Genomic DNA, 25628 nt, shown 5'->3' with positions numbered 1-25628 from the left:
GTTAAGGCTCCGTCATTCTGCTTTTGTCGTTTTGCCCAATTTGTTGCTGCAATGCCTGTTCCAGTTCAAGCATGGCGCGCTCCATGGCTTTGCAGCATTGCGCCACTTCTTCTTGATGGAAGACGCCATGGCAGACCTGCTCAAGCGCCTCGCAGCTGTCCATCAAACGGGTGGCCTGGACAATGCGCGCGGCGCCCTTGATTTTGTGGGCGATGTCGAGAAAAGCCCGCGGGTCTTTTGACCGGGATAATGCCCGCAGCGCTAGCAGGTCCTGGCGGTTACTGCTCTGCAGCTCGGTCAACAATCGCCTGTCCATCACGGGATTGCCACCGGTCAACAGGTGCAGACCTTGCAGGCTGAAGGCGGGATCGCGAACGGGCGGTTTGATGCCGGCCACCCATTCGCTTAACGCGGTCAGCGTCAGTGGCTTGAACAGGCAGTCGTCCATCCCGGCTTGTTTGCAGCGCAGTAGCTCTTCGGGCTGTGCGTTGGCGGTGAAGCCGAGCACGGTGCAGGGCGGTCGTTTCGAATGCTGTTCATGGCGGCGAATGGCGCGGGTCAGCTCGTATCCGTTCATGATCGGCATGTTGGAATCGACAATCACCAGATCGAACAGCCCGTTTTTCCACGCTTCCAGTCCAGCTTCGCCGTCTTCTGCGACGCTGAATCGATGCCCCAGAAACTCCAGTTGCTGACACATCAGCAAGCGATTGGCCGGGTGATCGTCGACCACCAGAACGTTCAAGGGCGTCGTCGTGTGGATGGGCACTTCGGCAGCTTTCGGCACCTGTTCGACGGGCACTGTGGCCAGGTGCAGCGAAACCTGAACCTGCGTGCCTACCCCCGGCTGGCTGCTCAAATGCAGGCTGCCGCCCATCATTTCGCACAGGCTTCGGCTGATCACCAGACCCAACCCGGCGCCGCCTCTGCCGGCCTGCCCTTGGTCATTGGCCTGGGCGAAAGGTTCGAACAGGCGTTGCTGATCTTGCTCGCTGATGCCGATGCCGCTGTCCTCAACCAGCAACAGCATCCGGATGTGCCCGGGCTCGGTGCCCGGGAGCAACTCAACGGTGATTCTGACCTCGCCTTGCTCGGTGAATTTAATGGCGTTGCTGACCAGATTCGACAGCACCTGCTTGAAACGCATTGGGTCCAGCAGGACACCGACGGGCGGGTTGGCCGGGTTGAACTCAAGTCGCAGATCGAGGTTTTTCTGGCGGGCCAGCCCATCGAAGATCCTTGCAACCGAGCCGATGATTTCAAGCGGATTGACGTGTTGCGGGCTCAGGCTCAAGCGCCCGGATTCGATGCGGGCGATGTCGAGAATGTCCCCGATCAGTGCCAGCAGGTCCTTCGCTGAGTTGTACGCCACGTCGATGGCCGGGCGATCCGGATGGTTGCGATCGATCCGTCTCAGCGTCAGTTCGAGCATGCCGATGACGGCATTCATCGGGGTGCGGATCTCATGGCTCATGGTCGCCAGGAACGTGCTTTTGGCCCGGTTGGCTTCATCGGCGCGATCTTTCGCGCAGCGCAGCTCGTCGAACAGTTGCCGCCGTTCACGCAATTGATCGTTCAACGCACGCTCAGCCGCCTGGCGTTGTTTTATCTGGCGACGCATGTAAGCGTTCCACGCCGCGGAAATCAGCAGCAGCACGCCGGCACCGATAACGATCTGATAGAACAATCGCTGGTAGTTGCGCCAGGTACTTTGCGATGAAGCCGAATAGCCACGCCAGCGGCTGTTGATGATGCCGAGCTCTTCCGGCGCGATGCTCAGCAGCGCCTTGTTGAGGATGGCGTTGAGTTCTTTGGCGTCTTGCCCGGTCGCCAGCGAGAACGCGGCCTGGCGGGTGCCGATGGTGGTGCTGATCTGAAGCGTGTGTTCAAAGAGACGCGATGACATGAAGTAGTTGGCGATCACCAGTGAGTTCACCGCACCTTCGGCTTTGCCTTCGGCGAGCAACTCAACCGCGCTGAACGTGTCTGGCGTCTCTATCAGCTTGATTCGCGGGAACTCCCTACGCAGGTAATCCACCAGTGGATTGCCTTGGGCGATGGTCAGGCGCTTGCCTTGCAGTTGCTCAAGGTTGGTCGGGCTGTCGGCGGCTTTGCGCGTCAGCAACACAAAGGAGTTTTGCAGATAGGGACGGGTGAAGTTCAGGATCGTTTCACGTTCATCGCTGGGGAGCAGGGCGGCGATCACGTCGGCCTGATGATCTTTGATCTGTTTGATCATCTCGTCATCGCTTCGGCTGCGTCGGATATCGAAGCGCAGGCCGGTACGCAATCTGATCAGTTCAAGCAGGTCTGCGGTAACGCCGCGAAAGTTGCCATCGCTGTCGAAAAACGTCAGCGGTGCATAGGCTTCATTGACCACCACGCGCACCACCGGATGTTGCGCGAGCCAGCGTTCTTCGAGGTGGGTGAGCTGCAGTTTCTGGTCGGTGAGCAGAATGTCGCTGCCGGCACTCCAGCGTTCGGCAATGTTTTCCCGCTCGCTGGCGGGGATGGCCATGAGCATCGCGTTGATGATTGCGAGCAGTTCCGGGTTGTCTTTGTGCACGGCAAAACTGAATCCGTGGGCCTCATGTTTGCCGAAGTTGGCCATGCGGATATTGTTCAGGTAACCCTTGTTGATCATGTAGTGGGTCGAGATGGTGTCGCCGAGGAAGACGTCAGCCTGGTCGAAAGCCACGGCATTGATTGCATTCTGGTAGGACGGATAAGACGTGATGATGGCTTTGGGATACAGGGCCCGGACTTCCTCCAGCGGCAAATAGTGATACACCATGCTCAGCCGCAGACCGGCGAGGCCGTCGGTCAGGGATCGGGTTTCTCCTTCCCGTGTCACCAGAACCGGCTGGTCCACGGCGTAGGGGGTTGAAAGCACGATATCGGCGTTGTGAGCCTCGAAGCCATTGGCGGTGCCGAGCAGATCGACCTCGCCTTTTTCGAGCGCCTTGATCGCAGCCCCTCGGGACGCGAAGCGCTGCACCTTGATCGGCAAACCGATGGCCTTGCCGAGGAGGCCCGCGTAATCGGCGGTGAAACCTTCGTAATCCTGGCCGCTGACGGTCAGGTCGAAAGGTGGGTAGTCCGGCGCTGACGTGCCGAGAATCAGTTGCCGTTTACCGCTGATCCATTGTTGTTGTGCTTGATCCAGTTGGACGTCCAGGTGTCCGGCCGTTGAGCGACTGAGCAGGTTGTAGTGCTCGCTGGCTGGCTGTGCGGCAAGCACCGAAGAGGTCAGGCATACGGCGGCCATGAGTAGCAGATAATCCTTTATGCGACTGGGCATCCTGTGTCTCACACCAATGCGTTACGTTTTGCCATCTCGATGAGTTCAACCAGGGATTTGGCTCTGAGTTTTTGCATGAGTCTTTTTTTGTAGGTGCTCACAGTCTTGTTGCTGAGAAACATGCCTTTGGCAATTTCCTTGTTGGTGCGGCCCTGGGCAAAAAGTTGCAACACCATCAGCTCTCGGTCGTTGACTGACTTGAACAGTTCCAGTTCTGCACAGCGCACCTCATCGCCGCGAACAGGATTCAGGGCCTGGCTCGGGAAATAGTTGTAACCGGACAATACTGCTTTGATAGCACTCACCAGTTCACTCAGGTCTTCCTGTTTGCATACATAACCTGAAGCACCGGACTGCATGCAGCGAATACCGAAAAGTGTCGGGCACTGTGCAGTTAATACCAGTGTTTTCAGGGGGGTACTCATTGCGTTGAAGCGGGCGAGAACTTCGAGGCCATCCAGTTTCGGAATGCTGATATCGAGAATGACCAGGTCGGGCATGCATTCGCGAACCATCTGCATGGCATCGACCCCATTGTCGGTTTCGCCGACGACTTTGTAGCCTTCGTGCTCCAGCAACATTCGGACGGCGAGACGGATGACGGGGTGATCGTCGACAATAAAAACGGAGTTCATAATCAAATCCCATACGAGCTCTAATAAAGCGCGCACCTTAGCTCAGATAGTTGAGGGGACGCATGAACTGACAGACCTCAAGCAGCAATATAGGAATAATCCTACAAGCGAATAGGAAAGGGGCTACGAATCAACTAGGTTTTTAATGAAGATGGCTGGAAGTTGCGTGTGGTCAGTCAGTCTGTTGGGAGTTTTTATTTGTTGTTTTCAAGTTGTGTATCGAAAAGCAGTTATCGCACTTGTGCTGTTTTTATAATGAGGCCAAGGTCAATAAGTTTCTGAATTCGGATTGTTTCAAGGGTTTGATCAAATAACCAAGTAAGGGTAGCCCCCGCTCGTTGGCTGTTTTCTCAATTTCATCAAGTTCTGTACAACTCAGGCTGCTTAACAGTATGGCCTGCCTGATCATTCCTCGATGACTGGCGAACTGGACAAGATCAAGTCCGGGAAGGTCGGGCAAACATTGATCGCACAATAGAATATCGAACGGTTGCACAGCCCTGAACATTTGCTGCAACGCGCCTTTGGCACTGTCGGTGGTGGTCACTTGAGTGAAGCCGTAACTTTCAAGCAGGTACTGAGTTGCCCTGAGTTGAAAGGGATGATCTTCCACCAGCAGGATGCGCAGGTCGTCTTTGAACATGGAGTTACTCACGCTTCGTCTCTGGGACGCGTGATTATTTCGCGAGTATTCCGAGTAATCGATCAGCTTGCTCGACGTGAGGTGTAGGGCGATTCAGCGAGCGTTGAGTGCACTTGGGCGTTGGGAGGCTGATCAGCCATTTCAGGCGGCGTAATGGCTGATCAACCTGCTCTCGTCAGTGGCTCGAACGTCCGGTCATCTCCAGGGCCATTTCGCTGGCATAGCTGTCGGTCATGCCGGCGATGAAGTCAATCATGCGCAGGAACGACGTGTGCAATGGACCGTGAGGGTCTGGCGCGTTGTTACCCAGCAAATCGAGGATGCGACGACTCTTGAACGAAGGTGCCCGCCCGTTGTGCTGTTCCAGGGCTGCGCCGCAGAAGGCGTTGAGCAGGATTTCCAGCGTGGTATAGGCACCGATTTCGTGTAGGGTCTTGCGCTTGTCCTGAAAGATTTTCTTGCGCGCCATGTCCTTGGCATTCAGTACGCAACGCTTGGCCGGACCGTGCATGTGCTCCACCAGATCACCGGGCAGTGTACCGGCCAGCAATGCATCCTGTTGCTCGACAAAAGCGCGGGCGGCGGCGTTGGTCAGGTGTTCGATGGCCTTGCCGCGCAGGATCGCCAGTTTGCGTCGGCGCGAGTCACTCGGGCCGAGCAGGCGATAGGTTTCCGGCAGATCGTCGCCGACCAGGTCCAGCAACAGGGACTCGACTTCAGCGTACTCCAGCAACTCCATTTCCAGACCGTCTTCCAGATCGATCAGCGCGTAGCAGATGTCATCGGCGGCCTCCATCAGATAGACCAGCGGATGGCGGGCCCAGCGCTGCTCTTCGAGTTGCGGCAGGCCGAGTTTATGGGCGATCTGCTCCAGCAGCGGCAACTCACTCTGATAGCAGCCGAATTTGTGCTTTTTGTAACCCAGCGAATCGGCGTGCATGGCCGTCCATGGGTATTTCAGGTAAGTGCCCAGCGTGGCGTAGGTCAGCCGGGTACCGCCATCGAACTGATGGTACTCAAGTTGGGTGAGCACCCGGAAACCTTGGGCGTTGCCTTCGAAGTTGAGGAAGTCATTGCGTTCGGCTTCGCTCATTGCATCCAGCCAGCCGCGGCCGGCAGCCTGTTGGAACCAGTGACGGATCGCGTCTTCGCCGGAGTGGCCGAAGGGCGGGTTGCCGATGTCGTGGGCCAGGCAAGCGGATTGCACCACCATGCCCAGGTCACTGGGTTCGCACCAGTCGGGCAGGGCGCTGCGGATGGTTTCACCGACACGCATGCCCAGCGAGCGGCCGACGCAACTGACTTCCAGCGAGTGGGTCAGGCGCGTGTGGATGTGATCGTTGCTGGTGACCGGATGCACCTGGGTCTTGCGTCCGAGGCGGCGAAACGCTCCCGAGAAAATGATGCGGTCGTGGTCTTTGTGGAAAGGGCTGCGGCCGAGTTCTTCCGGGCTGTGCAGCGGCTTTCCGAGGCGTTCGCGGGTAAGCAGGGTTTGCCAATCCAAGGCTGATTCTCTCCGTCAGGTGACTGATGCCTTAAGCTTCCCGGTTCGCGTCAGGACCTGCAAGCGGAACTACAGCCCCGCAGCGTCGATGTCGATGAGCAGCAGTCGCTCGCCGTTGGCGAAAAATTGCCCGGCGGTGAGGCAGTACTGGTTGCTGGTGGCGTCGCGGTAAGTGTTGGAAAGCGTCAGTCGGCGCTCATCCCAACCCTCCGCCAGCAAATGATAAAAGTACGGACGCCATGACCAGTTATGGCCCAGGTAGCGATCGTCGGCTTCCCAGCCGCTGTTGCGCCATTCGAGGTTGGGTGTCAGTTGGGTGCCGTGGCGGTCGCATTGATAGAAACGCAAGAGCCAGGGAAAGGCGTCCAATTGTGGCAATGCGCTGAGCGGTGCGCTGGCCTGGGCCCAGGCTTGCAGAATCGCCATCAGCTCGCAAAGTTGCTGGCGCATGCTCATCAGGCGACCGCGCTCAGTCAGTTTTTGCTGTACATAGCGCTGACGCAGCTGGGCGAAGCGTTCGACGAAGGCGTCGGTGGCGAAGAAGTCTGCTTGCGCGCGGGCAAACAGAAAACCCTGCACATAGCGCGATCCGCACTCCAGGGCAAAATTCAATTGAGCCTCGGTTTCCACCCCTTCGGCAATGATCCAACACCCGGTTTTCTCCGCCATTTGCGCCAGGGCCTTGACCACGTCGCTGCTGGGGCCGCCCAACGCCGCGGCCTGGAACAGTCGCATGTCGAGCTTGAGAATGTCCGGTTGCAGGGCCAGCACGCGATCAAGCTGTGAGTAACCGGCACCGAAATCATCGATGGCGATTCGCGCGCCGGCGTGTCGGTATCGCGCCACCACGTCGGCCAGACGCTGAATGTCACCGCCCAGTTCAGTGATCTCGAACACGATTCGCTGCGGGTCGACGCCGTGCCGGCTCAATTGCTTGAGGCTCGGCAGTGCCTGGTCTGCACGCAAGCGACTGATCCAGCGCGGTGACATGTTCAGGCTGAGAAACCACTCCGGGGGCGCTTCATGCAAACGGCTCAGGGCGTTATCGCGGATCTGGCGGTCCAGGCGACGCAGGGCGATGGCGGGTGTTCTCGGGTCGGCGAACAGTGGACCCACCGAGGCCAATTGACCGTCGGCCTGACGCAGTCGGCCCAGTGCTTCGACGCCGGCGATACGGCCGGTGGCGGTATCGATGAACGGCTGAAAGCAGGCGAGCGGTTGCCCGTCGATCACGAGGCCTCCTTAGTAAGGTCTTGTTTTTGGATTAAACCTGATGCCGGGTAGGCGCGCAGGTTTGAACCCCTCGATAAAGAGGTTCATCCCGGAGATGTTGCAAGAATGCAGCCAGCTAGTGGCTTCAGTGTTTGGGCGAGTTGCCTTGCAGGATCAGCTTGATCAGCGGCCCCAGCGTGGTGCCTAGCCGAACCAGTCGAGTCAGGGTGCTGACGCCACCGCTCTTGGCGCCCTTGCCGGTCAAAAAGCCCAGCAGGGTCACGGCCGCTACGCCCCAGAGCGGGGCGTGCTTGATGCCGAAGCCGTCTTGCAGGTTTTGTGTCATCCCGCGCACACGTTGCAAGGGTTGCAGCAGTTGCGCGGATTCGTGACGGATTTCCTGGCGATGCATCTCCATGCGCAGACGGATCAGCGCCTTGCGCATTTCCGTGCGCGAGCTGTTGTGAGGCAGTTCAGGCAGGCTCATGGCAGCAGGCGCTCCCGATCGTTGGCCAGTTCTTCCAGGGTGCCATTGAAGGGCGAGGATTCATCGAAAATCGCTGCTCTCAAGCGCATCGCGCAGAAGATGGCCGCGAGGGTGTAGAACACGCAGAGCCCGATGATGGCGGGCAGGCGATAGGTGTCCCAAAACAGGATCAACACCAGCGTCGACAACCCCACCAGCAACAGCAAGGCAAACACCAGCGCCAGGCCTGCGAACAGCAGCAGGCTGACGGTGCGGGCTTTTTGTTCCTGCAATTCGATGCCGAACAGTTCGACATGGCTGTGCAGCAGTCCAAGGAAAGCGGCACCCAGGCGCCGCGATGAGGAGCTTGGGCCCGTCGCGGACGAGCCGGATTCACCGATCGCCATAATCAGCGCCGTGTTGCCAGCAGACCGATCAGGAAACCCACGCCGGCCGCGATCCCGACCGATTGCCATGGGTTGGCCTGAACATAGTCTTCAGTGGCGGTGACGGCGGCCTTGCCGCGTTCGCGCAGGGAGTCTTCAGTCAGTTTCAAGGTTTCGCGTGCACGCAGCAGGCTGTCGTGGATCTGTTCGCGCAACTCATCCGCCTGATCACCGGCCAATGTGGCGGTGTGTTCCAGCAACCGCTCGGTGTCGCTGACCAGGGTCTGGAAGTCGTTCATCAGGATTTCTTGAGCAGTCTTTGCCTTGATGCTGGCCATTGGTGATCTCCGTAAGTGGCTTCTGTTGCGTTCGAGTATGAGCCTTGCGCGAAGGTTCAGTACAAATGACTGGTACAACTTTTGCTATGTCGTGGTGCGTCAGCCCGCGTGTTTGCGCTGTTGCTGGGCAAGAATCGAGCAAAACCTTATCTCAAATAATGAAACCTCGCGCAAAGGTTCCAACCTTGTGCGCCAAAGTGACTCATCGGGATCAATGGACTGATCCGGCGAAGTTGCAACTTGGTGCATGAATTGTCTGCGCGAACTGCTTTGGTGCTTTTTTAGCCTTCAGGTCTGCCAACTCCATGGAAAATCTGCAAAGCGCTGTGGACAGTCTGGTCCATAGCTCCAACACGTTGTTCATTCTGATCGGTGCAGTCATGGTCTTGGCCATGCACGCCGGTTTTGCCTTTCTCGAAGTCGGCACGGTTCGACAGAAGAATCAGGTTAACGCCTTGTCGAAGATCCTCAGCGACTTCGCCATTTCGACCCTTGCCTACTTCTTTATAGGCTATTGGATTTCCTACGGGGTCACCTTCATGCAACCGGCGGCGGTGATCAATGCCGATCATGGCTATGGCCTGGTGAAGTTTTTCTTTCTGCTGACGTTCGCCGCAGCCATACCGGCAATCATTTCCGGCGGCATCGCCGAGCGCGCCCGGTTCGTTCCGCAGTTGTGTGCGACGGCGTTGATCGTGGCGTTCATCTATCCCTTTTTCGAGGGCATGATCTGGAATGGCAACTTTGGCTTGCAGGCCTGGTTGCTCGCGCGCTTTGGTGCCAGCTTCCATGATTTCGCCGGTTCGGTGGTAGTCCATGCCATGGGCGGCTGGCTGGCGCTGGCAGCGGTGTTGTTGCTCGGGCCGAGGCAAGGTCGCTATCGCGAGGGACGCCTGGTGGCGTTCGCACCGTCGAGCATTCCTTTCCTGGCCCTGGGCTCGTGGATTCTCATCGTGGGCTGGTTCGGTTTTAACGTGATGAGCGCGCAAACCTTGCAGGGCGTTAGCGGGTTGGTCGCGGTGAACTCGCTGATGGCCATGGTGGGCGGCACCGTGGCGGCGCTGATCGTTGGGCGCAATGACCCGGGCTTTCTGCATAACGGCCCGTTGGCCGGGCTGGTGGCGATTTGCGCCGGTTCCGATCTGATGCACCCGGTCGGCGCGCTGGTGACCGGCGCCATCGCCGGGGCGCTGTTTGTCTGGTGCTTTACCGCTGCGCAAGGCAAATGGCACATCGATGACGTATTGGGTGTCTGGCCGTTGCACGGTCTGTGCGGTGTCTGGGGCGGGATCGCCTGTGGCATTTTCGGTCAGAGCGCACTGGGTGGCCTGGGTGGGGTGAGCCTGGTCAGTCAGTTGATCGGAACCTCCCTCGGGGTGGTCGTGGCGCTGGCCGGCGGCTTCACCGTGTATGGCGTGATCAAGGCGTTCCATGGCCTGCGCCTGAGTCAGGAAGAAGAGTATTACGGCGCGGACCTGTCGGTGCACAAGATCGGCGCCGTGAGCCAGGACTGAGTCAGGTTTCTTCATCGTCGGCACCGGGATAAAAACCGTGCAGCAGGCGATAGCGGTCATGCCGTATCTGGTCGGCCCGCTCTTGGACCTGATGCGCGGGTATACCCAGCATGATCAACGCGTGGGAGGCGAGCATCAGGCTCGACTCCAGCAATTCGGGCACGACTTCGCTGGCGCCGGCTGCTTTCAACTCGGCCAGTTGGCTGTCGTCCCGAGTACGTACCAGAATTGGAACGGTCGAGTTTAATCGGCGCGCCTCCTGGAGAATCAGTAACGCGATATCGGCCTGGTCCACGGCAATCACCAGCAGCCTGGCGCGCGCCAGTCCTACCGCCAGCAGCAGTTCACCGCGTCGTGAGTCGCCATAGTGCACACAGGTTTCACCCACGGCGGCTTCCTGGACACGCACCGGATCGGTGTCCAGCGCGATATAGGGCTGCAGCGCATTGCGCAGCGCTCGCCCGATCGACTGACCGACGCGACCATAGCCACAGATCACCACATGGCTGTGCAGTCCGGCGTTCAGCGCGCTTATTTCGTCGAGCTTGGCTTCTTCGTTGGGCTTGCGGTGCAGGCGCGTTGCGATGCGGGGCGCCGAACGCAACAACAGTGGTGTCAGCAGCATCGAGCAGAAGGTCGCGGCCAGCAGCAGCCCGCCGAGGTCGGCGGGCATCATCTTGTTTTGTTGCATCAGGGCCATCAACGCGAAGCAGAACTCGCCGCCCTGGGCCAAAGCCAGGCCGCTGCGCCAGGCGGTTTCGACATCGCTGCCGCGCCATTTGACCAGCAGCGCGACCACGCAGCCTTTGATCAGCAGCAAACCGAGGGTCAGACCGAGGATCAGCAGGCCGTGGCTGGCGAACAACTGCAGGTCGATCAACATGCCGATGCTGACGAAAAATACCCCGAGCAGAATGTCGCGGAACGGACGGATATCGGCCTCGATTTGATGGCGGTAATGACTTTCTCCCAGCAGCATGCCGGCGAGAAACGCCCCCAGGGCAGGAGAGAGACCGAGCAGGTGAGTCAGCCAGGCGGTCAGCAGCACAATGACCAGCGCCAGCAGCACAAACAGCTCGGCGGAGCGGGCCGCCGCCACTTCATGGAACAGCCGCGGCAGCAACCAGCGACTGGTCAGCAACAGCCCGACGAACAGCACAACGGTCTTGCCGAGCGTCACAGGTAACGCCCAGTACCAGGCCTGATCGCTGTTCCCGGCGAACACCGGCACCAGGGTCAGCAGCAACACCGCCACGACGTCCTGGAACAGCAACACCGCAATGGCGTTCTGGCCGTGGCTGCTGAAAATCTCGCCGAGACTGCCCAGCTCCTTGCTGACAATGGCGGTGGACGACAGCGACAGACCTGCACCGAGCAGCAGCGCAGGGGTTACCGACATGCCGAGCAACATCAGCACCCCCCCAAGCAATGTCGCGGTGACCAGTACTTGCAGGCCGCCCAGCCGAAACACCACGTGGCGCAACGCGAGCATTTTCGTCAGGGAAAACTCCAGCCCGAGGGAGAACAGCAGGAACACCACGCCCAGCTCGGCGAGGTCGGGCAACTCCTCGCTTTCATTGACCCAGTTGAACGCAGTCGGCCCGATCATCAACCCCACGCACAGATAGCCCAGCACCGGTGGCAGGCGCAGGCGCTGGAACAGTGCAATAACCACCAGAGAGGAGGCGAGGATGATCAACAGGTTGGCGAACACAAAAAACTCCGGTCAAGGTGCGAGTTACTCAAGCGTAGAGGCAAAAAAAGCCGCGAGCATCGCGCAAGTGACATTGCGCTTGAGTGATTTGAGTCAGGGAGTTGCCGAAAACTTTGGAAATGCGTCGTTGCCAAGGCGCCTGAGTCATTGGCTCGACTGCTTCTTATAGCGGGCCTAGAATAAACGCTCACTTTACCGGGTTCTGTGCTCATGCCTCCTGAATGTCAGCTTTTCGGCACCCTTGGGTGCCATCTCTGCGAAGTGGCCGAAGCCATAGTGATGGAATTTGTCGAGCACGGTCTGCTGGTCGAGCTGGTGGATATCGCTGACGATGAATCATGGTTCGAAGCCTACAGCCTGCGAATTCCGGTGTTACGGCGAGTCGATACCGGCGCTGAGCTGGGTTGGCCATTCAGTGCCGACCAGGTCGTGGCGTTCCTGCGCTGACCTCGACATTTTTCTCGATTCCCATCTGTCGCTGTTCTCGTTTCGGTCATTGGCGAAATGCAGGTTATTCGGTTACTGTATGTGCATACAGTTATTCCGGTCACCTGTCGTGTTCTCTTTATTGCGGATTCAGGCAGGTGATCCCGGAAGTCAGAGGGATGAATCTTGGTCAATGTCGAACAGTTGAAGAACAGCGTGAACCGGATGTCGGTGGACGTAGTGCGTGAGGCCGTCCACGAGTTGCGTCTGGATGGCCTGGTCACGGAAGGAAAAACACCGTTCAACAAGCTGCATTTCAATACCTGTTTCGCTGAAATCGAAGCACTGTTCCAGCGCGCGGGTTATCACCGGCAGCTGGACGTCGTGGGCTATCAGGGCTTGTTGTACGCACTTTACGATCCGGGTCGCTGGGAGGCGGTCGATGTGTTGCGCTGGCTCAAGGAGTTCACTGAAGCGGCGGCGCGCACGCAGTCGATTCCGGCCTGAGGATTCTCTGCTAGGTTCGGTCCGGCCTCTGTTGGATAATGCCGTCCTGCATTGAGGGTCAGAACTTCCGTATGTCCACTTCATCTTTTTCTGCTGCGCACAGCCAGGCCAGTACGCTCTACTTGCCGCCTGGCCCGTGGCAGACCGTACTTGAATGCCTGTGCGAGCACTTCAGTGCCATCGGTCGCGAGCAATGGCTGGATCGAATCGCCCGCGGTCGCGTCCTCGACGGGCACGGTACGCCAATCGCCCTTGATCTTCCTTACAAGGAAGGCCTGCGGATTCACTACTTTCGGGAAGTGCCGGACGAAAAGCCGATCCCTGTGGTCGAGTCGATTCTGTACGCGGACGAGCACCTGGTGGTGGCAGACAAGCCGCATTTCCTGCCTGTGACGCCAGCGGGTGAATATGTCGAGCAGACGCTGCTACGACGGTTGATCCGTCGGCTGGATAACCCGCACCTGGTACCGTTGCATCGCATTGATCGGCATACGGCGGGGCTGGTGCTGTTTTCAGCCAATCCTCAGAGCCGTTCCGCGTATCAGTCGTTGTTTCCAACGCGGCAGATCGAAAAGCGCTATGAGGCTATTGCCAGGGCATTGCCGGAACTGACCTTTCCCTTGGTCCACAAGAGTCGGCTCGTTGATGGCGAGCCTTTCTTTCGCATGCAAGAGGGACCGGGCGCCAGCAATACCGAGACGGCCGTCGAGGTCAGGGAGAAGAACGGCGATCTCTGGCGATATGCGCTATACCCGGTGACAGGCAAGAAGCATCAGTTGCGGGTGCACATGACGGCTTTGGGGGCCAGCATCTGCAATGACCCGTTCTATCCGCAAGTGCTCAAGGATGTCGAAGACGACTATGCCAATCCGTTGAAGTTGCTCGCACAAGGGCTTCGGTTTGTGGACCCGGTCACGGGTGAGGAAAGAGACTTCGAGAGCGCTATCACCCTGCAATGGTGATGGCTGTTTTTCAGCCACGAAAAAGCCCGCATAAAGCGGGCTTTTCTGTATCCGGTTGGTGCCGCAAAGATTACAGCTCTTTGACGGTACGAACTTGATCCTTGTTGACGCGGGTTTGTTTGCCGTCCAACTGTTCAAATTCGTAGAAACCCGATTCCTTATCGTATTTTGGCGAGTCGACAGCCTGGATTTCGCGACCGTCATTCAAGGTGATCACTGCAGGCGATGCGCAACCGGCAAGGGTAGCGAGGCCGAGTGCGAGCATGAAAGCGGCGAGGGTCCGTTGAGTCATGAGTGTGTCTCCGAATATGAATTCTTTTGGTAACTGAGCTTGAGACGTTCGCGACACGTGCAAGTTCATTCTCGTGTCAGTCTGACACAGTGTTGTGGGCACTTAACAGTTCCGGTGTATTGAGGTTGGCCAGGCGAGGATCGTTGTCGGGGCATTGCAACGCCGTGGCGCCCAGTTTGCGCATGAGGCGCCCCGGGCTGCGTTCGCCGTCATTCCAGGCACTTTCGAACGCTTCTCGCAGGGCAACCGGAATGATGCACAGCAAGGGTTCCCAGTGTCCGTCATGGCGCAGCATCAGCGGTTTGTCCGGATGCTGGCTGGCGGTTTCGCGCATGCTGTGGAGCAGCGCGGCATCGATGCGCGGTACGTCACAAGGCAATACCAGCAGATACGCATGACGAGCGGCCTTCAGGCCTGCACGCATGCCAGCCAGCGGACCGGGGAAATCGCCTTCGTCGTCATGGACCAACTGGTCGGCGTAGGGCGCATACTTTTCCAGGTTCCTGTTGCAGGAGATGATCAGGTCATCGCTCAACGGACGGGTCTTGCGATGCAAATGCGCGATCAGTGGCGCGCCGTGCCATTCGATCAGCCCTTTGTCCTGGCCGCCCATGCGTTGGCCGCGCCCCCCTGCCAGGAGCAGAATGGAACAGGGTGGCAAATGTGTATTCGAGGTCATGGCAGGTCTCCATGGGGGCGGCGAAAAAAGGAGGCGCTGTGATATAACACCGGGCTGTTTCTCCTACAACTGGACGAGCCTATGAAAGCCAAGGCTGATGTACCTTTCGCACCGCTCAACATCGCGGTGCTGACTGTCAGCGATACCCGTACTCTGGAAACCGACACGTCAGGCCAGGTCTTCGTTGACCGCTTGATCGCTGCTGGCCATAACCTGGCCTCTCGGGTTCTGCTCAAAGATGACCTCTACAAAATCCGCGCGCAAGTCGCCAACTGGATTGCCGACGATGTGGTGCAGGTTGTCCTGATCACGGGTGGTACGGGATTCACCGGGCGCGACAGCACGCCCGAAGCGGTGAGCTGCCTGCTGGACAAGCAGGTCGATGGATTTGGCGAGCTTTTCCGGCAGATATCGGTGGCGGATATTGGCTCCTCCACTGTTCAGTCCCGCGCCTTGGCCGGTTTGGCCAATGGCACGCTGGTCTGCTGCTTGCCCGGCTCGACCAACGCTGTGCGAACCGGTTGGGACGGTATTCTCGCTGAGCAACTGGATTCGCGGCACCGCCCATGCAATTTCGTGCCTCATCTGAAACAGGCACAGCCCTGTGAATCCCGTGGGTAAGCCAGGCAAGACAGGCAGTCTGATGGCTGTCGAAGTCGCACTGGCGCGCTTGCTGGAAATGGCTGAAGCCACGCCGATTCGTGAGCGTGAGCGCCTGTCCCTGGCGCAGGTTGAGGGTCGTGTTCTGGCCGATGACCTGATCTCGACGCTTGATCTTCCTCCGTGGCCCAACAGTGCAATGGATGGTTATGCGTTGCGCGCGGCCGACTGGGCGGGAGAGCCGTTGGTGGTCAGCCAGAAGATTTTTGCAGGCAACGCTCCGCCGCCTTTGACGCCCGGCACCTGTGCGCGAATCTTCACCGGTGCGCCGGTTCCTGCTGGGGCCGACTGCGTAGAGATGCAGGAAAACGCCGAAATCCAGGCGGATGAACGAGTCCGTTTCACCGAAGCCCTGGCGCCAGGACAAAACATCCGGCCACAAGGCCAGGAAACTACCGTCGGTGAAATGATTCTGCCAGCTGGCACGCGGCTTGGGCCAATTGAGCAGGGCCTGGCTGCTTCACTGGGATGCGCAGAGCTGGAGGTTATTCGCAAAGTTCGCGTCGCCGTTTTGTCCACCGGTGATGAATTGGTTGAACCGGGTAAGCCGCTGGGACCTGGCCAGATCTACAACAGCAATCGTGTGTTGCTCTGCAGCTGGTTGCAGCGATTGGGTTGTGAGGTGATCGACGCCGGTATTCTTCCAGATGACCTCGAGACCACTCGTACCCGTCTTGCCAGTTTGGCAAGCGTCGATCTGATCCTCTCTACCGGTGGCGTATCCGTGGGTGAAGCGGATTTTCTGGGCATTGCCTTACGGGAGGAGGGCGAGCTGACATTGTGGAAGCTCGCTATCAAACCGGGCAAACCGCTGACCTTCGGACATTTCCGTGGGGTTCCGGTCATTGGTTTACCCGGTAACCCGGCGTCGACCCTTGTGACCTTTGCCTTGTTGGCAAGGCCCTATCTATTACGCCGCCAAGGCGTAAAAGTGGTTGAGCCGCTGAAATTTCAGGTGCCGGCAGGGTTTAACTGGTCCAAAGCCGGCAGTCGACGCGAGTACTTGCGTGGACGTCTGGAAAACGGCCGGGCGATCATCTACAAAAATCAGAGTTCAGGTGTACTGCGCAGCGCAGCCTGGGCCGATGGTCTGGTTGAAGTGCTGGAGGATCGCACGCTGATCGAAGGTGACAGCGTGTCTTTCATCCCGCTGAGCGAAGTTCTGGGCTGATACCTGTCTCACGCTGGCCACGCAAACCCGGTTGATCGAACCGGGTTTGCGTTGATGGCTGACGCCTAATGTGCGATGAGTGCCACGACCTGGTCGAAACGACTGTTGGCGATCCAGCCCAGAAGGCCGAGCACCACGGCAGTGCCACCGGCTGAATAGGCAAGCCGGTGTTTGATCGACTTCACGTCACTGCGGACTTCATCCATGTCTCTTCGGATGTATTCGAGGTGAGTTTCCAGTTCGACGACGCGAGGTTCCATTTCGGCTTCTCCAGTGGGTTTTGTACTTTTATTGAATTCGGCTTGCTGTTTGGCCCGTCTTTCCGCGAGTGGTGCAACCGGGATGCCCGGTAACCTGATGTCATGGCTTTGCATGGTACGTCCCTGTAATTCCTGCTGATGACTGATAAACCGCAGCCACCAAGGTGTACCAATCAAACGGGTGGGTCAATTGAGCCGATTCCTCAGGTTTTGTAAGAAAAAATCCCGCCTTGTAGGACCTCAATCCCGGACTCCTTGAAATAATTCGGTTTCCTGCGACTTTTATGGTGCGCATCGCGGTCAACATTTCCCATACGGAATGCAAACATGGGGGTGATCACAATGAGCGAACGCAAGGCACTGTTGATTCTGCATGGCAAGCAGGCGCTCAACGAGGAGGTTCGTGCGGCGGTCGAGGGCAAGCGCGCACAAGGTTGGGAGTTGGCTGTTCGATTGACCTGGGAGGCCGGCGACGCACGGCGCCTGGTGGATGAGGCGCTGGCGGCGGGCTACAGGCAGGTCATCGCTGGGGGCGGTGACGGAACGTTGCGTGATATTGCCGAAGCCATGGCTGCACAGTCGACGCAGGCCAGCCTGGTGCTGATGCCGTTGGGAACCGCCAACGATTTCGCGCGCGCTGCCGGTGTGCCTCTGGAACCCGCCCAAGCCTTGAATCTACTGGAAACTGAACCGTGTGCCATCGACCTGGGAGAGGTCGGCGGGCAGGTGTTTCTGAATATGGCCACGGGCGGCTTCGGCAGTCAGGTCACGGCCAATACCTCAGAGGAATTAAAGAAAGTGCTTGGAGGTGCGGCCTACCTGTTCACGGGGTTGTCACGTTTCAGCGAGTTGCATGCGGCCTATGGCGAGCTGCATGGCCCGGATTTTCAGTGGAGTGGCGAGCTGCTGGCACTGGGCATCGGCAATGGCCGCCAGGCTGGCGGTGGTCACGTACTGTGCCCACAGGCGCTGGTGGATGACGGTCTGCTGGATATCAGTATTCTGCCTGCACCGCAGGAAGTGGTGGGTACGTTGAAAAGTTTGCTCTCCGACGGCTTCGGTATCGACAGCATGTTTGTGCGCGCCCGTCTGCCATGGGTCGAGATCAAGGTCTCGGAAGGTCTTTACATCAATCTCGATGGTGAACCACTGGAAGGCGACAGCTTGCGTTTCTCGGCGCGCCCGGCAGCACTGCGGGTGCATTTGCCCGAGGACTCGCCGCTGCTGAGCGTTTCGGCAATGATCAGTCGTCCAGACTGATGATCTGCTCGCGCACGGCGAACAGCACCAGGCCTGCCACGTCGTAAATCTGCAAGCGCTTCATGATTTGCGAGCGGTGGGTTTCGACCGTCTTGATACTCAAACCCAGGCCATTGGCGATTTCCCGGGTGGATTTCCCGCGAACAATCAGCCGCAGGATTTCCAGCTGACGTGCCGTCAGGTTGTGCGAGTCCGCGGGTTCCGGCTGATGTTTCTGGTTGCGGGTCAGTGCCTGGTTGATGACCGTATGGGCGATGGCCGGGCTCAGGTAACGCTCGTTGTTGCGCAGGGCTTCCAGGGCATGTTCGAGTTCGGTGGCCGTGGTGTCCTTGAGCAGGTAACCGTGGGCGCCGGATTCCAGAGCTTGCATGATGAGCGCCGGGTCGGTGTGCATCGACAGAATCAGTACCTTGCTTTGCGGGCGTACGCGCTTGAGGCGCTGCAAGGCTTCAAGGCCACCGGTTTCCTTCATGGAAATATCCAGCAGCACGATGTCCGGGGACAGATGCTCGACCATTTCGAGCAGCTGCGAGCCGTCATTGGCCTCGCCGATGACGGCGTAGCCGGGAATATCCAGCACCAGAGCGCGCACGCCAGCCCTGATAAGCGAGTGGTCATCCACCAGAAGTAAGTTACAAGTCAACGCATAACCTTATTCGTACTGGCCCGTTCGAGCGCACGTGGCGCCCAGGGGAAGAGAGCTTCGATTTGAGTACCTTTGCCCGGTTCGCTGGTGACGGTCAATGTACCGCCCAGTTGATCGATACGTTCCGACATTCCGGCCATTCCGCGCTGGCCCTCACGACCCGGATCCGTCGCCGGCGCGAACCCCAGGCCGTCGTCGCTGATCAACAGCGTCAAGCCTTGAGGCTGGCGTTGCAGGCGGACCAACAGATTTTTCGCCTCGGCGTGGCGCAGTATGTTGGTCACCGCTTCCTGGGTGATTCGAAAGGCGGCCACCGCCATTTCTTCGGGGATGCCGGTCAAGCGTGAATGGCATTCCAGGCTCCAGTTCACCGTCGTATTGCCCAGTGTCTTGAGCAAATGCGCACGCAGGCTGGCTTCCAGCCCGAGGCTGGTCAACTGTCTGGGGTTGAGGATGGCCGATACGTCACGCACTTTGGTCAGGGTTTCTTCCAGCGTGTCGCAGAGCGCCGCGCATTGCTCTTGCAGTTCTTCGGGCATTCGGCGTCTGAGCCAATCACTTTGAAGTTTTGCCGCGGTCAATAACTGGCCAATATCGTCATGCAGTTCACGACTGAGCCGGTGGCGCTCGTTCTCCTGAACCTTCAATAAACGGTCGGCGAGCTCTTGAGGCTCGAACTTTATCGACTTGCGCGACAGGCGATGCTGCACCCAGACGCACGTCAGCGCTGCAATATTGAGCAGCAGCAGACTTAGCGGCAAGCGTGTGGACAGGCCATAGATCAGCAGGCTGCCGAGCGCCGAGCAGGTACACAACAAAAGCGTGAACCGACGCGCGTTTACTCGGGAGGGGGGCCACATGGTGATTGACTTGAGGCTGGCGTACATAACGGATGGAGCCAATGGATGTTCGCTGCGGGCAGACCGGTCTAATGGACTGACGGGTCTCTGTCTGAGTCACTCTGCCATTAATTGACGTCAACTAATGGTCGGCATAATACCACTTAACATACCGTTGGTCGCGTTCGGTATATATGTCTATAGAGTCAGGAAATAAAGGTTTTGGACGATAGTTCCACAATGGAAAAGTTTATCGGCAGGAAGGGAATAGTTACTTGTATCGGGCTGTCGTTGACAGGCATGAAATATTCAATTGCGACATGAGCGTGATCAAGTTACAGAGTGACATCTTGGCAATATGAATACGAACCACGGCGTTATTATCGGGTGAAATTAAGCCTGCCGTTCCGTAAAGGAAACGAGCCGGAACGGTTTGGAATTAACCGGTGGCTGAAACTGGTTTTGCCCGACCTGGTAGGCAAAGGCTTCGATCAATGAGGTTTGTTCACTGTCGTCGAGGCTGAGTTGGCCGGTGGTCTGATCGATCAGTTCGAGTTGCCAGGCCATCAATGTGAAGCAGTCTTTCAACGCATCCAGCGCCTGAGCATGCAGGTCGACGTGGTTTTGGGCATGGTTCAGCAGGCCATGAATGTGCAGCGAAAACTCCGAAACGGCGACCAGGGCGAGGGCGTCGGCCTTGTTGGCCAGCTTGAGCAGGGTGCTGAGCATGCATTCGATGGCGTCCTTGTCATTGCTGATCAGTTGCAAATGACTCAGGCACTCCTCGGATTTGGCCAGGAGTGTTTCAGCTTCGGCGAGGAACTCCGGGAACCGCTTGGCCCAGTCGTTACGGTCGTTCGGCATGCTTATCTCCACAACGTCATGTCAAATGAGGGAATGTCGTGTGTGTCAGCGAGAATGATCTGCGCCATGGCGTTGCCGTGCCGTCGTGAGATCGCGCTCCAGCCGGGCTGTCTGCAGGCGGAGGAGTTCAAGAGGGTGGATGGCCACTGACCTGCGATCGCACACAAAAGCCTGACTCCGTTCATGCAATGAGAATGGCGTCACATTAATGGCTATTGGATATTGCGAATATCAGGTTGGGCCTGATTGTTACTAGGGGAATCCCTTACGCACGGGAACCTAATGGACGAAACAGGGTCGCGCCGCAGGGAGTGAAGCAGATGAAGTGATGGCGCCAGTAAAGCATGATGTTAATGTGACATCAATGCCTGAGCATGGCATTTTGCATCGGGGTCAAGGTCCTGAAAAAACAGCCGATAACCCTCTTTAGTGAATTCATCAGAACAAGTACCAGGAGTCATTGATGGCCGGCATTCTCGACACGGTAGACCAACGCACGCAACTGGTGGGTGAGAATCGCCTGGAAATTCTCATGTTCCGCCTGGCTGGGCGGCAATTGTTCGCGATCAACGTTTTCAAAGTGCAGGAAGTGCTGCAACTGCCGAAACTGACCCTGATGCCCCAGCGCCATCCGTTTGTCTGCGGCGTGGTCAACCTGCGTGGCCAGACGTTGCCGGTGATCGACCTGTCCCAGGCCATCGGCATGCGTCCGCTGGTGCCGAGCCCTACCAGCACGATCATCGTCACCGAGTATAACCGCTCCGTGCAGGCTTTCCTGGTTGGCGGTGTGGACCGCATCGTCAACATGAACTGGGAAGCCATTCTGCCGCCGCCGACCAGCGCCGGCCGTCAGCATTACCTGACTGCCATCAGCAAGGTCGATGATCAGTTGGTAGAGATTATCGACGTCGAAAAAGTCCTCGCCGAAATCGTTCCGTACAACGCCAAGGTGTCCCGCGACAAACTCGACGATCCAATACTGGAGCGCGCCCGTGGCCGTGAAGTGCTGCTGGTGGATGACTCCAACGTGGCGCTCTCGCAGTTGCGCGACACCCTCGGCCAGTTGGGCGTGAAGATGCACATTGCCAGCGATGGCTTGAAAGCGCTGAACATGCTCAAGGGCTGGGCGGATACCGGCGTGAACATGACCGACAAATTGCTGATGATCTTTACCGACGCCGAGATGCCGGAAATGGACGGCTATCGCCTGACCACCGAGATCCGTAACGATCCGCGTCTGCGCGGCCTCTACGTGGTTCTGCACACCTCGTTGTCCGGCAGTTTCAACGACTCGATGGTCAAGAAGGTTGGTTGTGACAACTTCCTCTCCAAATTCCAGCCGGACAAATTGGTCGATGTGGTGCGTCAGCGCCTGATGCTCGACGAAGTGCCTGCCTGATCACGATACAGTTTCCTGTGGGAACGAGCCTGCTCGCTCCCACAGGGTTGGTAATCCAGTTCGCAGTCTTTGATTCGGCGATCAAGCTCGTATAGGGTGGCATTTTTGTCCTCCAGGGAGCTGGTCATGCTGCGTCTGAGCGCGCTTTATCGTTATCCGTTGAAATCCGGCAAGGGCGAGATCCTGCAACAGGTCAGTCTCGACAAACTGGGGCTGGACGGGGATCGACGCTGGATGCTGGTGGACGAGGCCAGCGGGCGCTTCCTGACCCAGCGTGCGGTGGCGCAGATGAGCCAGCTGTCGGCGTTGTGGAATGCCCAGGGCGGTTTGACCCTCAGCGCTCCCGGCCACACGCCGATCGATATTGCCTTGCCTGCCAACGACGCTGAGTTGCGTGGCGTGACTATCTGGCGCGACACCTTGCGTGTGCCTGATGCCGGTGACGAGGCGGGGGCCTGGGTCAGCAGATTCATTGGCAAGCCGACTCGCCTGGTGCAGGTGCCGGTTGATCGCGCTCGGACCACACAGGCCGGTTATGGCAAGGACGACGATCAGGTGGCCTTCGCCGATGGCTTCCCGTTGCTGCTGATCGGGCAGGCGTCCCTTGAGGATCTGTCGCAAAAGGTCGGGCGTTCGTTGGAGATGCTGCGTTTTCGACCGAATCTGGTGATCGAGGGCAGCGAGGCGTATGCCGAGGACGGCTGGAAGCGTATTCGTATCGGCGATGTCGAGTTTCGTGTGGTCAAGCCGTGTTCGCGCTGCATTCTGACCACCATCGATCCGCAGACCGGCGAACGCAGCGATGACCGTGAACCGCTCGCGACCTTGCAGAAGTATCGTGCCCAGGAAGACGGTGCGATGTTTGGCCAGAATCTGGTCAATGACGGTAATGGCCAGCTCGAAGTCGGTATGCCGGTCACGATCCTGGAATAAGCGACCCTGAATGAAAAATGCCCGTGTCCAAGGACACGGGCATTTTTTTGCGCTGTGAAAACCCGGGGTTTTAGCCGCGGTATTCGCACAGGTAAGCGGTGTCGACGGCCACTTTCAGCTGGAATTTGCTGTTGGCTGGCACGTTGAACTGGCTGCCGGCGGCGAAGGTTTCCCAGTCGCTGCTGTCTGGCAGTTTGACGGTCAGGGCGCCGGTCACCACGTGCATGATTTCACGCTGGCTGGTGCCGAATTCGTATTCGCCCGGAGCCATGACGCCAATGGTCGCCGGACCTTCAGCGGTGCCAAAGGCGATCGACTTGACGGTGCCGTCGAAGTACTCGTTGACTTTAAACATGGGCGATTCCTCGAAAAGGGCTAAAAAGGGCCGGCCAGTATGCACAAGGCCCTTGGCGCCGTCACCTCTCTAGAGCGGGAGAATCAGCGGTAACAGACGCGCTGTATTGCGCGCATCTTCCAGTGCCCGGTGCTGCTGGCCGGTGAACTGCATGCCGGCCAGTTGCAGGGCGCCGTTGAGTCCAAGCGGGCGTTCCAGCCGTCGGGCCTTGGCAAAGCGCTGCTTGAGGTTCATGTGCGGCACGCGACTCAGTTGGCTGTCGAGTTGCAAGCGCTCCCACTCCTGAAGCAGTTGCCTGCGATCGTAATCGCCCCAACTGGCCCAGCCTTCCAGCCGCGAATGATGTTGGCCGAGCCAGCGCTCGAAGACCGGCCAGACCTCGGTCAGCGCCTGTGCGCTGTCGATATTGGCCTGGGTGATGCGAGTCAGCTCGCGACAAAACGGCGTGAGCAGGGGCCGTCGCAGCGGTCGCACGAAGCGCTGGAAATGGTCCTGCTCACGCCCTTGGCGGTCCACCAGCGTGGCGCCGATTTCGATGATTTCCATTTCCGTAACTGGCCAGCCACCTTCATCGGTGGTGGCTTCCAGATCGATCACCAGCCAGTGAGGCATTGAAGGGTTCCCGGTATCCGCATCCTGATAGGGCTTGAGCGTAGCCAAACCCGACGGATCCGCCTAGCGGCTTATTCGACCTCCAACAAAATCTGACGATTTTTTACCTGATCGCCGACCTTGACCTGCAAGCGTTTGAGCACGCCGTCGATGCCGGACTTGAGGGGATGCTCCATTTTCATTGCTTCCAGCACCACCAGCAGTTGGCCTTTACTGACCGGGCTGCCTTGTGCGACCAGCACGTCGACGATCGCGCCGTCCATCGGCGCCTTGAGCGTGCCGGAGCTGACGCTGGTCTGGCCGCTGACCAGCGCTTGCGTGCGATCCTCCAGGCGCAGGCTGCCGGGGCGGGTGAACAGCCAGAGTTGTCCGGCCTCCAGGCGATAGGCATGGCGCTGGCGGATGCCGTTGATGTCCAGGGTGGCCCAGCGTCCGTCGCACTGGATGACGTTCAGTTCGAAGGCCTGTGCGGCGACTTCAATCCGGTACGGTTCACTTGGTACCGCGTTCAATTGCACCGGCCAGTCCCGATCCTCCAGGCCGATGCGATAGTGCAGCGGCACACTGGCGTTGTTGCGCCAGCCAGCCAGTGCGGCGGGATGAACCTGCGCCGAAGCCTGATAAAACAGCGCCGCCGCAATCGCCAGTTCTTCAGCACTCGGGTTATGCGGATGCAAACAAGGATGGTCGGCGAAATGCGTCGGGATGAACCCGGTGCTGAACTCGCCACTGATGAAGCGTGGATGTTCCAGCAGGCTGGCGAGCAAGCGCTGATTGCTCGGCAAGCCCATCAGCACACTGTCTTGCACCGCGCGCAGCAACTTGCGCCGGGCTTCTTCACGGGTAGCGCCGTGGGCGATGATCTTGCCCAGCATCGGGTCATAGAACGGGCTGACGTGTTGACCTTCGATCAACCCATGGTCGATCCGCGCTCCACTCTGCAAGGCCGGTTCCCAGGTGGTGATGCGCCCGGTCTGCGGGAGGAACCCTTGGGTCGGGTCTTCGGCATACAGCCGCACTTCCATGGCGTGGCCGTTGAGTTGCACCTGTTCCTGGCGCAATGGCAGCGGTAGCCCTTCGGCGACGTGCAACTGCCAGGCCACCAGATCGAGGCCGGTGATCAATTCAGTCACCGGGTGTTCCACCTGCAACCGCGTGTTCATTTCCAGAAAGTAGAACTGCCCGTGCGCGTCCAGCAGAAACTCCACAGTGCCAGCGCCCACATAGTTCACTGCGCGACCGGCCTTGAGCGCCGCTTCACCCATGGCCTGGCGCAGTTCGGCGGTCATGACCGGGCAGGGCGCTTCTTCGATGACTTTCTGATGGCGGCGCTGGATCGAACAGTCGCGCTCGCCGAGGTAGATCAGGTTGCCGTGTTGGTCGCCGAACAGCTGAACCTCAACGTGACGCGGATCGATCAGCGCTTGTTCGAGGATCAGTTCGTCGCTGCCAAACCCGTTCAATGCCTCGGAGCGCGCGGTGCGAATCTGTGCGAGCAAATCCCCTGCATCGTGCACCAGTCGCATGCCGCGCCCGCCACCGCCGGCACTGGCCTTGATCATCAGCGGAAAGCCGATGCGTTCGGCTTCGAGGCTCAGGGTTGCGTCGTCCTGCCCGGTGCCTTGATAGCCTTTGATGCAGGGCACACCGGCGTCGAGCATGGCGAGTTTCGACAGGCGTTTGCTGCCCATCAGTTCGATGGCTTCGGGGCTGGGGCCGATGAAAGTGAGGCCGGCGTGCTGGCAGGCGCGGGCGAATTCGGCATTTTCCGAGAGGAAGCCGTAGCCGGGGTGGATCGAATCGGCACCGGTGCGGCGGGCGGCGTCGAGGATGGCCGGGATGTTCAGGTACGACTGCTGGACCGGGGCCGGGCCGATGTTGACGGCTTCGTCGGCGATTTGTACGTGCAAGGCATCCGCATCTGCGTCGCTGAACACGGCGACGGTGCGGTAGCCCAAGGATTGGGCGGTACGCTGGATGCGGCAGGCGATTTCACCGCGGTTGGCGATCAGGATTTTTTTCAGGGCGGGCATGGTTTATTCCCTTGGTA

27 protein-coding genes are annotated in these 25628 nt (G+C 58.7%); 9 read left to right on the top strand and 18 right to left on the bottom strand.

All coding sequences use genetic code 11. The features are described from left to right. Position 1: 1 nt before the first annotated feature. From K5R88_RS12645 to K5R88_RS12610, 8 genes are all read right to left on the bottom strand, one after another. Entirely contained in the window at positions 2–3301 is a 3300-nt protein-coding gene (locus K5R88_RS12645; RefSeq protein WP_226300064.1) for a transporter substrate-binding domain-containing protein, read from the bottom strand. 8 nt (positions 3302–3309) lie between these two features. Then, positions 3310–3936, bottom strand: coding sequence for a response regulator transcription factor (locus K5R88_RS12640; protein ID WP_008030344.1), 627 nt, complete (start codon positions 3934–3936; stop codon positions 3310–3312). Positions 3937–4186: 250 nt separating this feature from the next. Further along, a complete protein-coding gene (locus K5R88_RS12635; protein ID WP_008044369.1) occupies positions 4187–4579 on the bottom strand; it encodes a response regulator in 393 nt (130 codons plus the stop codon). A 175-nt stretch (positions 4580–4754) separates the two neighbouring features. Continuing rightward, complete coding sequence (locus K5R88_RS12630) at positions 4755–6083, bottom strand: deoxyguanosinetriphosphate triphosphohydrolase (protein ID WP_008044371.1); 1329 nt, start codon at positions 6081–6083, stop codon at positions 4755–4757. A gap of 69 nt (positions 6084–6152) precedes the next feature. Further along, entirely contained in the window at positions 6153–7316 is a 1164-nt protein-coding gene (locus tag K5R88_RS12625) for an EAL domain-containing protein (RefSeq protein WP_008044374.1), read from the bottom strand. Positions 7317–7440: 124 nt separating this feature from the next. After that, the gene (locus K5R88_RS12620) at positions 7441–7782 is read right to left on the bottom strand and encodes a hypothetical protein (RefSeq protein ID WP_223435042.1); all 342 of its coding nucleotides are present in this window, start codon (positions 7780–7782) and stop codon (positions 7441–7443) included. Then, positions 7779–8168: a phage holin family protein gene (locus K5R88_RS12615; protein WP_192227863.1), complete on the bottom strand. Its 390-nt coding sequence runs from the start codon at positions 8166–8168 to the stop codon at positions 7779–7781. The genes K5R88_RS12620 and K5R88_RS12615 overlap by 4 nt, the downstream gene beginning before the upstream one ends. 2 nt (positions 8169–8170) lie before the next feature. Further along, positions 8171–8485: a DUF883 family protein gene (locus K5R88_RS12610; RefSeq protein WP_008030332.1), complete on the bottom strand. Its 315-nt coding sequence runs from the start codon at positions 8483–8485 to the stop codon at positions 8171–8173. A gap of 305 nt (positions 8486–8790) precedes the next feature. On the opposite strand from K5R88_RS12610, the gene K5R88_RS12605 reads away from it, so the two are divergent. After that, complete coding sequence (locus K5R88_RS12605; protein WP_192227862.1) at positions 8791–9999, top strand: ammonium transporter; 1209 nt, start codon at positions 8791–8793, stop codon at positions 9997–9999. Position 10000: 1 nt separating this feature from the next. Here K5R88_RS12605 and K5R88_RS12600 read toward each other — a convergent pair whose 3' ends face one another. After that, complete coding sequence (locus tag K5R88_RS12600; RefSeq protein ID WP_192227861.1) at positions 10001–11713, bottom strand: cation:proton antiporter; 1713 nt, start codon at positions 11711–11713, stop codon at positions 10001–10003. Between the two features lie 210 nt (positions 11714–11923). Here K5R88_RS12600 and K5R88_RS12595 point away from each other — a divergent pair, with 210 nt between their 5' ends. The 3 genes from K5R88_RS12595 (at position 11924) to K5R88_RS12585 (ending at position 13608) form a co-directional block, all read left to right on the top strand. Then, a complete protein-coding gene (locus tag K5R88_RS12595; RefSeq protein ID WP_207285760.1) occupies positions 11924–12160 on the top strand; it encodes a glutaredoxin family protein in 237 nt (78 codons plus the stop codon). A gap of 165 nt (positions 12161–12325) precedes the next feature. After that, positions 12326–12646 (top strand): hypothetical protein, encoded by a 321-nt coding sequence (locus tag K5R88_RS12590; protein WP_008030323.1) that lies wholly within the window; start codon positions 12326–12328, stop codon positions 12644–12646. 71 nt (positions 12647–12717) lie between these two features. Beyond that, entirely contained in the window at positions 12718–13608 is an 891-nt protein-coding gene (locus tag K5R88_RS12585) for a pseudouridine synthase (protein ID WP_032832869.1), read from the top strand. A 70-nt stretch (positions 13609–13678) separates the two neighbouring features. Here the strand turns inward: K5R88_RS12585 and K5R88_RS12580 are convergent, their stop codons facing one another. Both K5R88_RS12580 and mobA read right to left on the bottom strand, forming a co-directional pair. Continuing rightward, complete coding sequence (locus tag K5R88_RS12580; RefSeq protein ID WP_008030318.1) at positions 13679–13900, bottom strand: YgdI/YgdR family lipoprotein; 222 nt, start codon at positions 13898–13900, stop codon at positions 13679–13681. 76 nt (positions 13901–13976) lie between these two features. Continuing rightward, positions 13977–14579, bottom strand: a complete 603-nt coding sequence (gene mobA, locus K5R88_RS12575) for a molybdenum cofactor guanylyltransferase MobA (RefSeq protein WP_192227858.1) — start codon at positions 14577–14579, stop codon at positions 13977–13979. Positions 14580–14660: 81 nt separating this feature from the next. Between mobA and moaB the strand changes: the two genes are divergently transcribed. Both moaB and K5R88_RS12565 read left to right on the top strand, forming a co-directional pair. Next, positions 14661–15200, top strand: a complete 540-nt coding sequence (gene moaB, locus K5R88_RS12570) for a molybdenum cofactor biosynthesis protein B (protein WP_008030315.1) — start codon at positions 14661–14663, stop codon at positions 15198–15200. Positions 15201–15222: 22 nt separating this feature from the next. After that, positions 15223–16410 (top strand): molybdopterin molybdotransferase MoeA, encoded by a 1188-nt coding sequence (locus tag K5R88_RS12565; protein ID WP_226300063.1) that lies wholly within the window; start codon positions 15223–15225, stop codon positions 16408–16410. Between the two features lie 65 nt (positions 16411–16475). Here K5R88_RS12565 and K5R88_RS12560 read toward each other — a convergent pair whose 3' ends face one another. Next, positions 16476–16784, bottom strand: a complete 309-nt coding sequence (locus K5R88_RS12560) for a hypothetical protein (RefSeq protein ID WP_207285764.1) — start codon at positions 16782–16784, stop codon at positions 16476–16478. 228 nt (positions 16785–17012) lie between these two features. Between K5R88_RS12560 and yegS the strand changes: the two genes are divergently transcribed. Next, on the top strand, positions 17013–17930 hold the full coding sequence (gene yegS, locus K5R88_RS12555) for a lipid kinase YegS (protein WP_226300261.1): 918 nt from the start codon (positions 17013–17015) through the stop codon (positions 17928–17930). Here the strand turns inward: yegS and K5R88_RS12550 are convergent. The 3 genes from K5R88_RS12550 to K5R88_RS12540 form a co-directional block, all read right to left on the bottom strand. Further along, positions 17914–18573 (bottom strand): response regulator, encoded by a 660-nt coding sequence (locus tag K5R88_RS12550; protein ID WP_032828800.1) that lies wholly within the window; start codon positions 18571–18573, stop codon positions 17914–17916. The genes yegS and K5R88_RS12550 overlap by 17 nt on opposite strands. Next, positions 18570–19463: a sensor histidine kinase gene (locus tag K5R88_RS12545; RefSeq protein ID WP_008030303.1), complete on the bottom strand. Its 894-nt coding sequence runs from the start codon at positions 19461–19463 to the stop codon at positions 18570–18572. Before K5R88_RS12545 ends, K5R88_RS12550 begins: the two co-directional genes overlap by 4 nt. A 345-nt stretch (positions 19464–19808) precedes the next feature. Next, positions 19809–20279, bottom strand: a complete 471-nt coding sequence (locus tag K5R88_RS12540; RefSeq protein ID WP_008044399.1) for a hypothetical protein — start codon at positions 20277–20279, stop codon at positions 19809–19811. Between the two features lie 463 nt (positions 20280–20742). On the opposite strand from K5R88_RS12540, the gene K5R88_RS12535 reads away from it, so the two are divergent. Both K5R88_RS12535 and K5R88_RS12530 read left to right on the top strand, forming a co-directional pair. Then, a complete protein-coding gene (locus tag K5R88_RS12535; RefSeq protein ID WP_008044401.1) occupies positions 20743–21678 on the top strand; it encodes a chemotaxis protein CheV in 936 nt (311 codons plus the stop codon). A gap of 126 nt (positions 21679–21804) precedes the next feature. Then, positions 21805–22611, top strand: a complete 807-nt coding sequence (locus tag K5R88_RS12530) for an MOSC domain-containing protein (protein ID WP_192227855.1) — start codon at positions 21805–21807, stop codon at positions 22609–22611. 70 nt (positions 22612–22681) lie between these two features. Here the strand turns inward: K5R88_RS12530 and ppnP are convergent, their stop codons facing one another. From ppnP to K5R88_RS12515, 3 genes are all read right to left on the bottom strand, one after another. Further along, complete coding sequence (ppnP, locus tag K5R88_RS12525) at positions 22682–22966, bottom strand: pyrimidine/purine nucleoside phosphorylase (RefSeq protein ID WP_054614024.1); 285 nt, start codon at positions 22964–22966, stop codon at positions 22682–22684. 69 nt (positions 22967–23035) lie between these two features. Next, positions 23036–23578 (bottom strand): exonuclease domain-containing protein, encoded by a 543-nt coding sequence (locus K5R88_RS12520; protein ID WP_008030291.1) that lies wholly within the window; start codon positions 23576–23578, stop codon positions 23036–23038. A gap of 71 nt (positions 23579–23649) precedes the next feature. After that, positions 23650–25611, bottom strand: coding sequence for an acetyl-CoA carboxylase biotin carboxylase subunit (locus K5R88_RS12515; RefSeq protein ID WP_226300062.1), 1962 nt, complete (start codon positions 25609–25611; stop codon positions 23650–23652). Positions 25612–25628 lie beyond the last annotated feature (17 nt).

Source organism: Pseudomonas sp. MM213, assembly GCF_020423045.1.
In the GTDB taxonomy this organism is placed as follows: Bacteria; Pseudomonadota; Gammaproteobacteria; order Pseudomonadales; family Pseudomonadaceae; genus Aquipseudomonas; species Aquipseudomonas migulae.
Note: the sequence above shows the minus strand (reverse complement) of the source record. Positions and strands in the feature narration are given on the sequence as shown.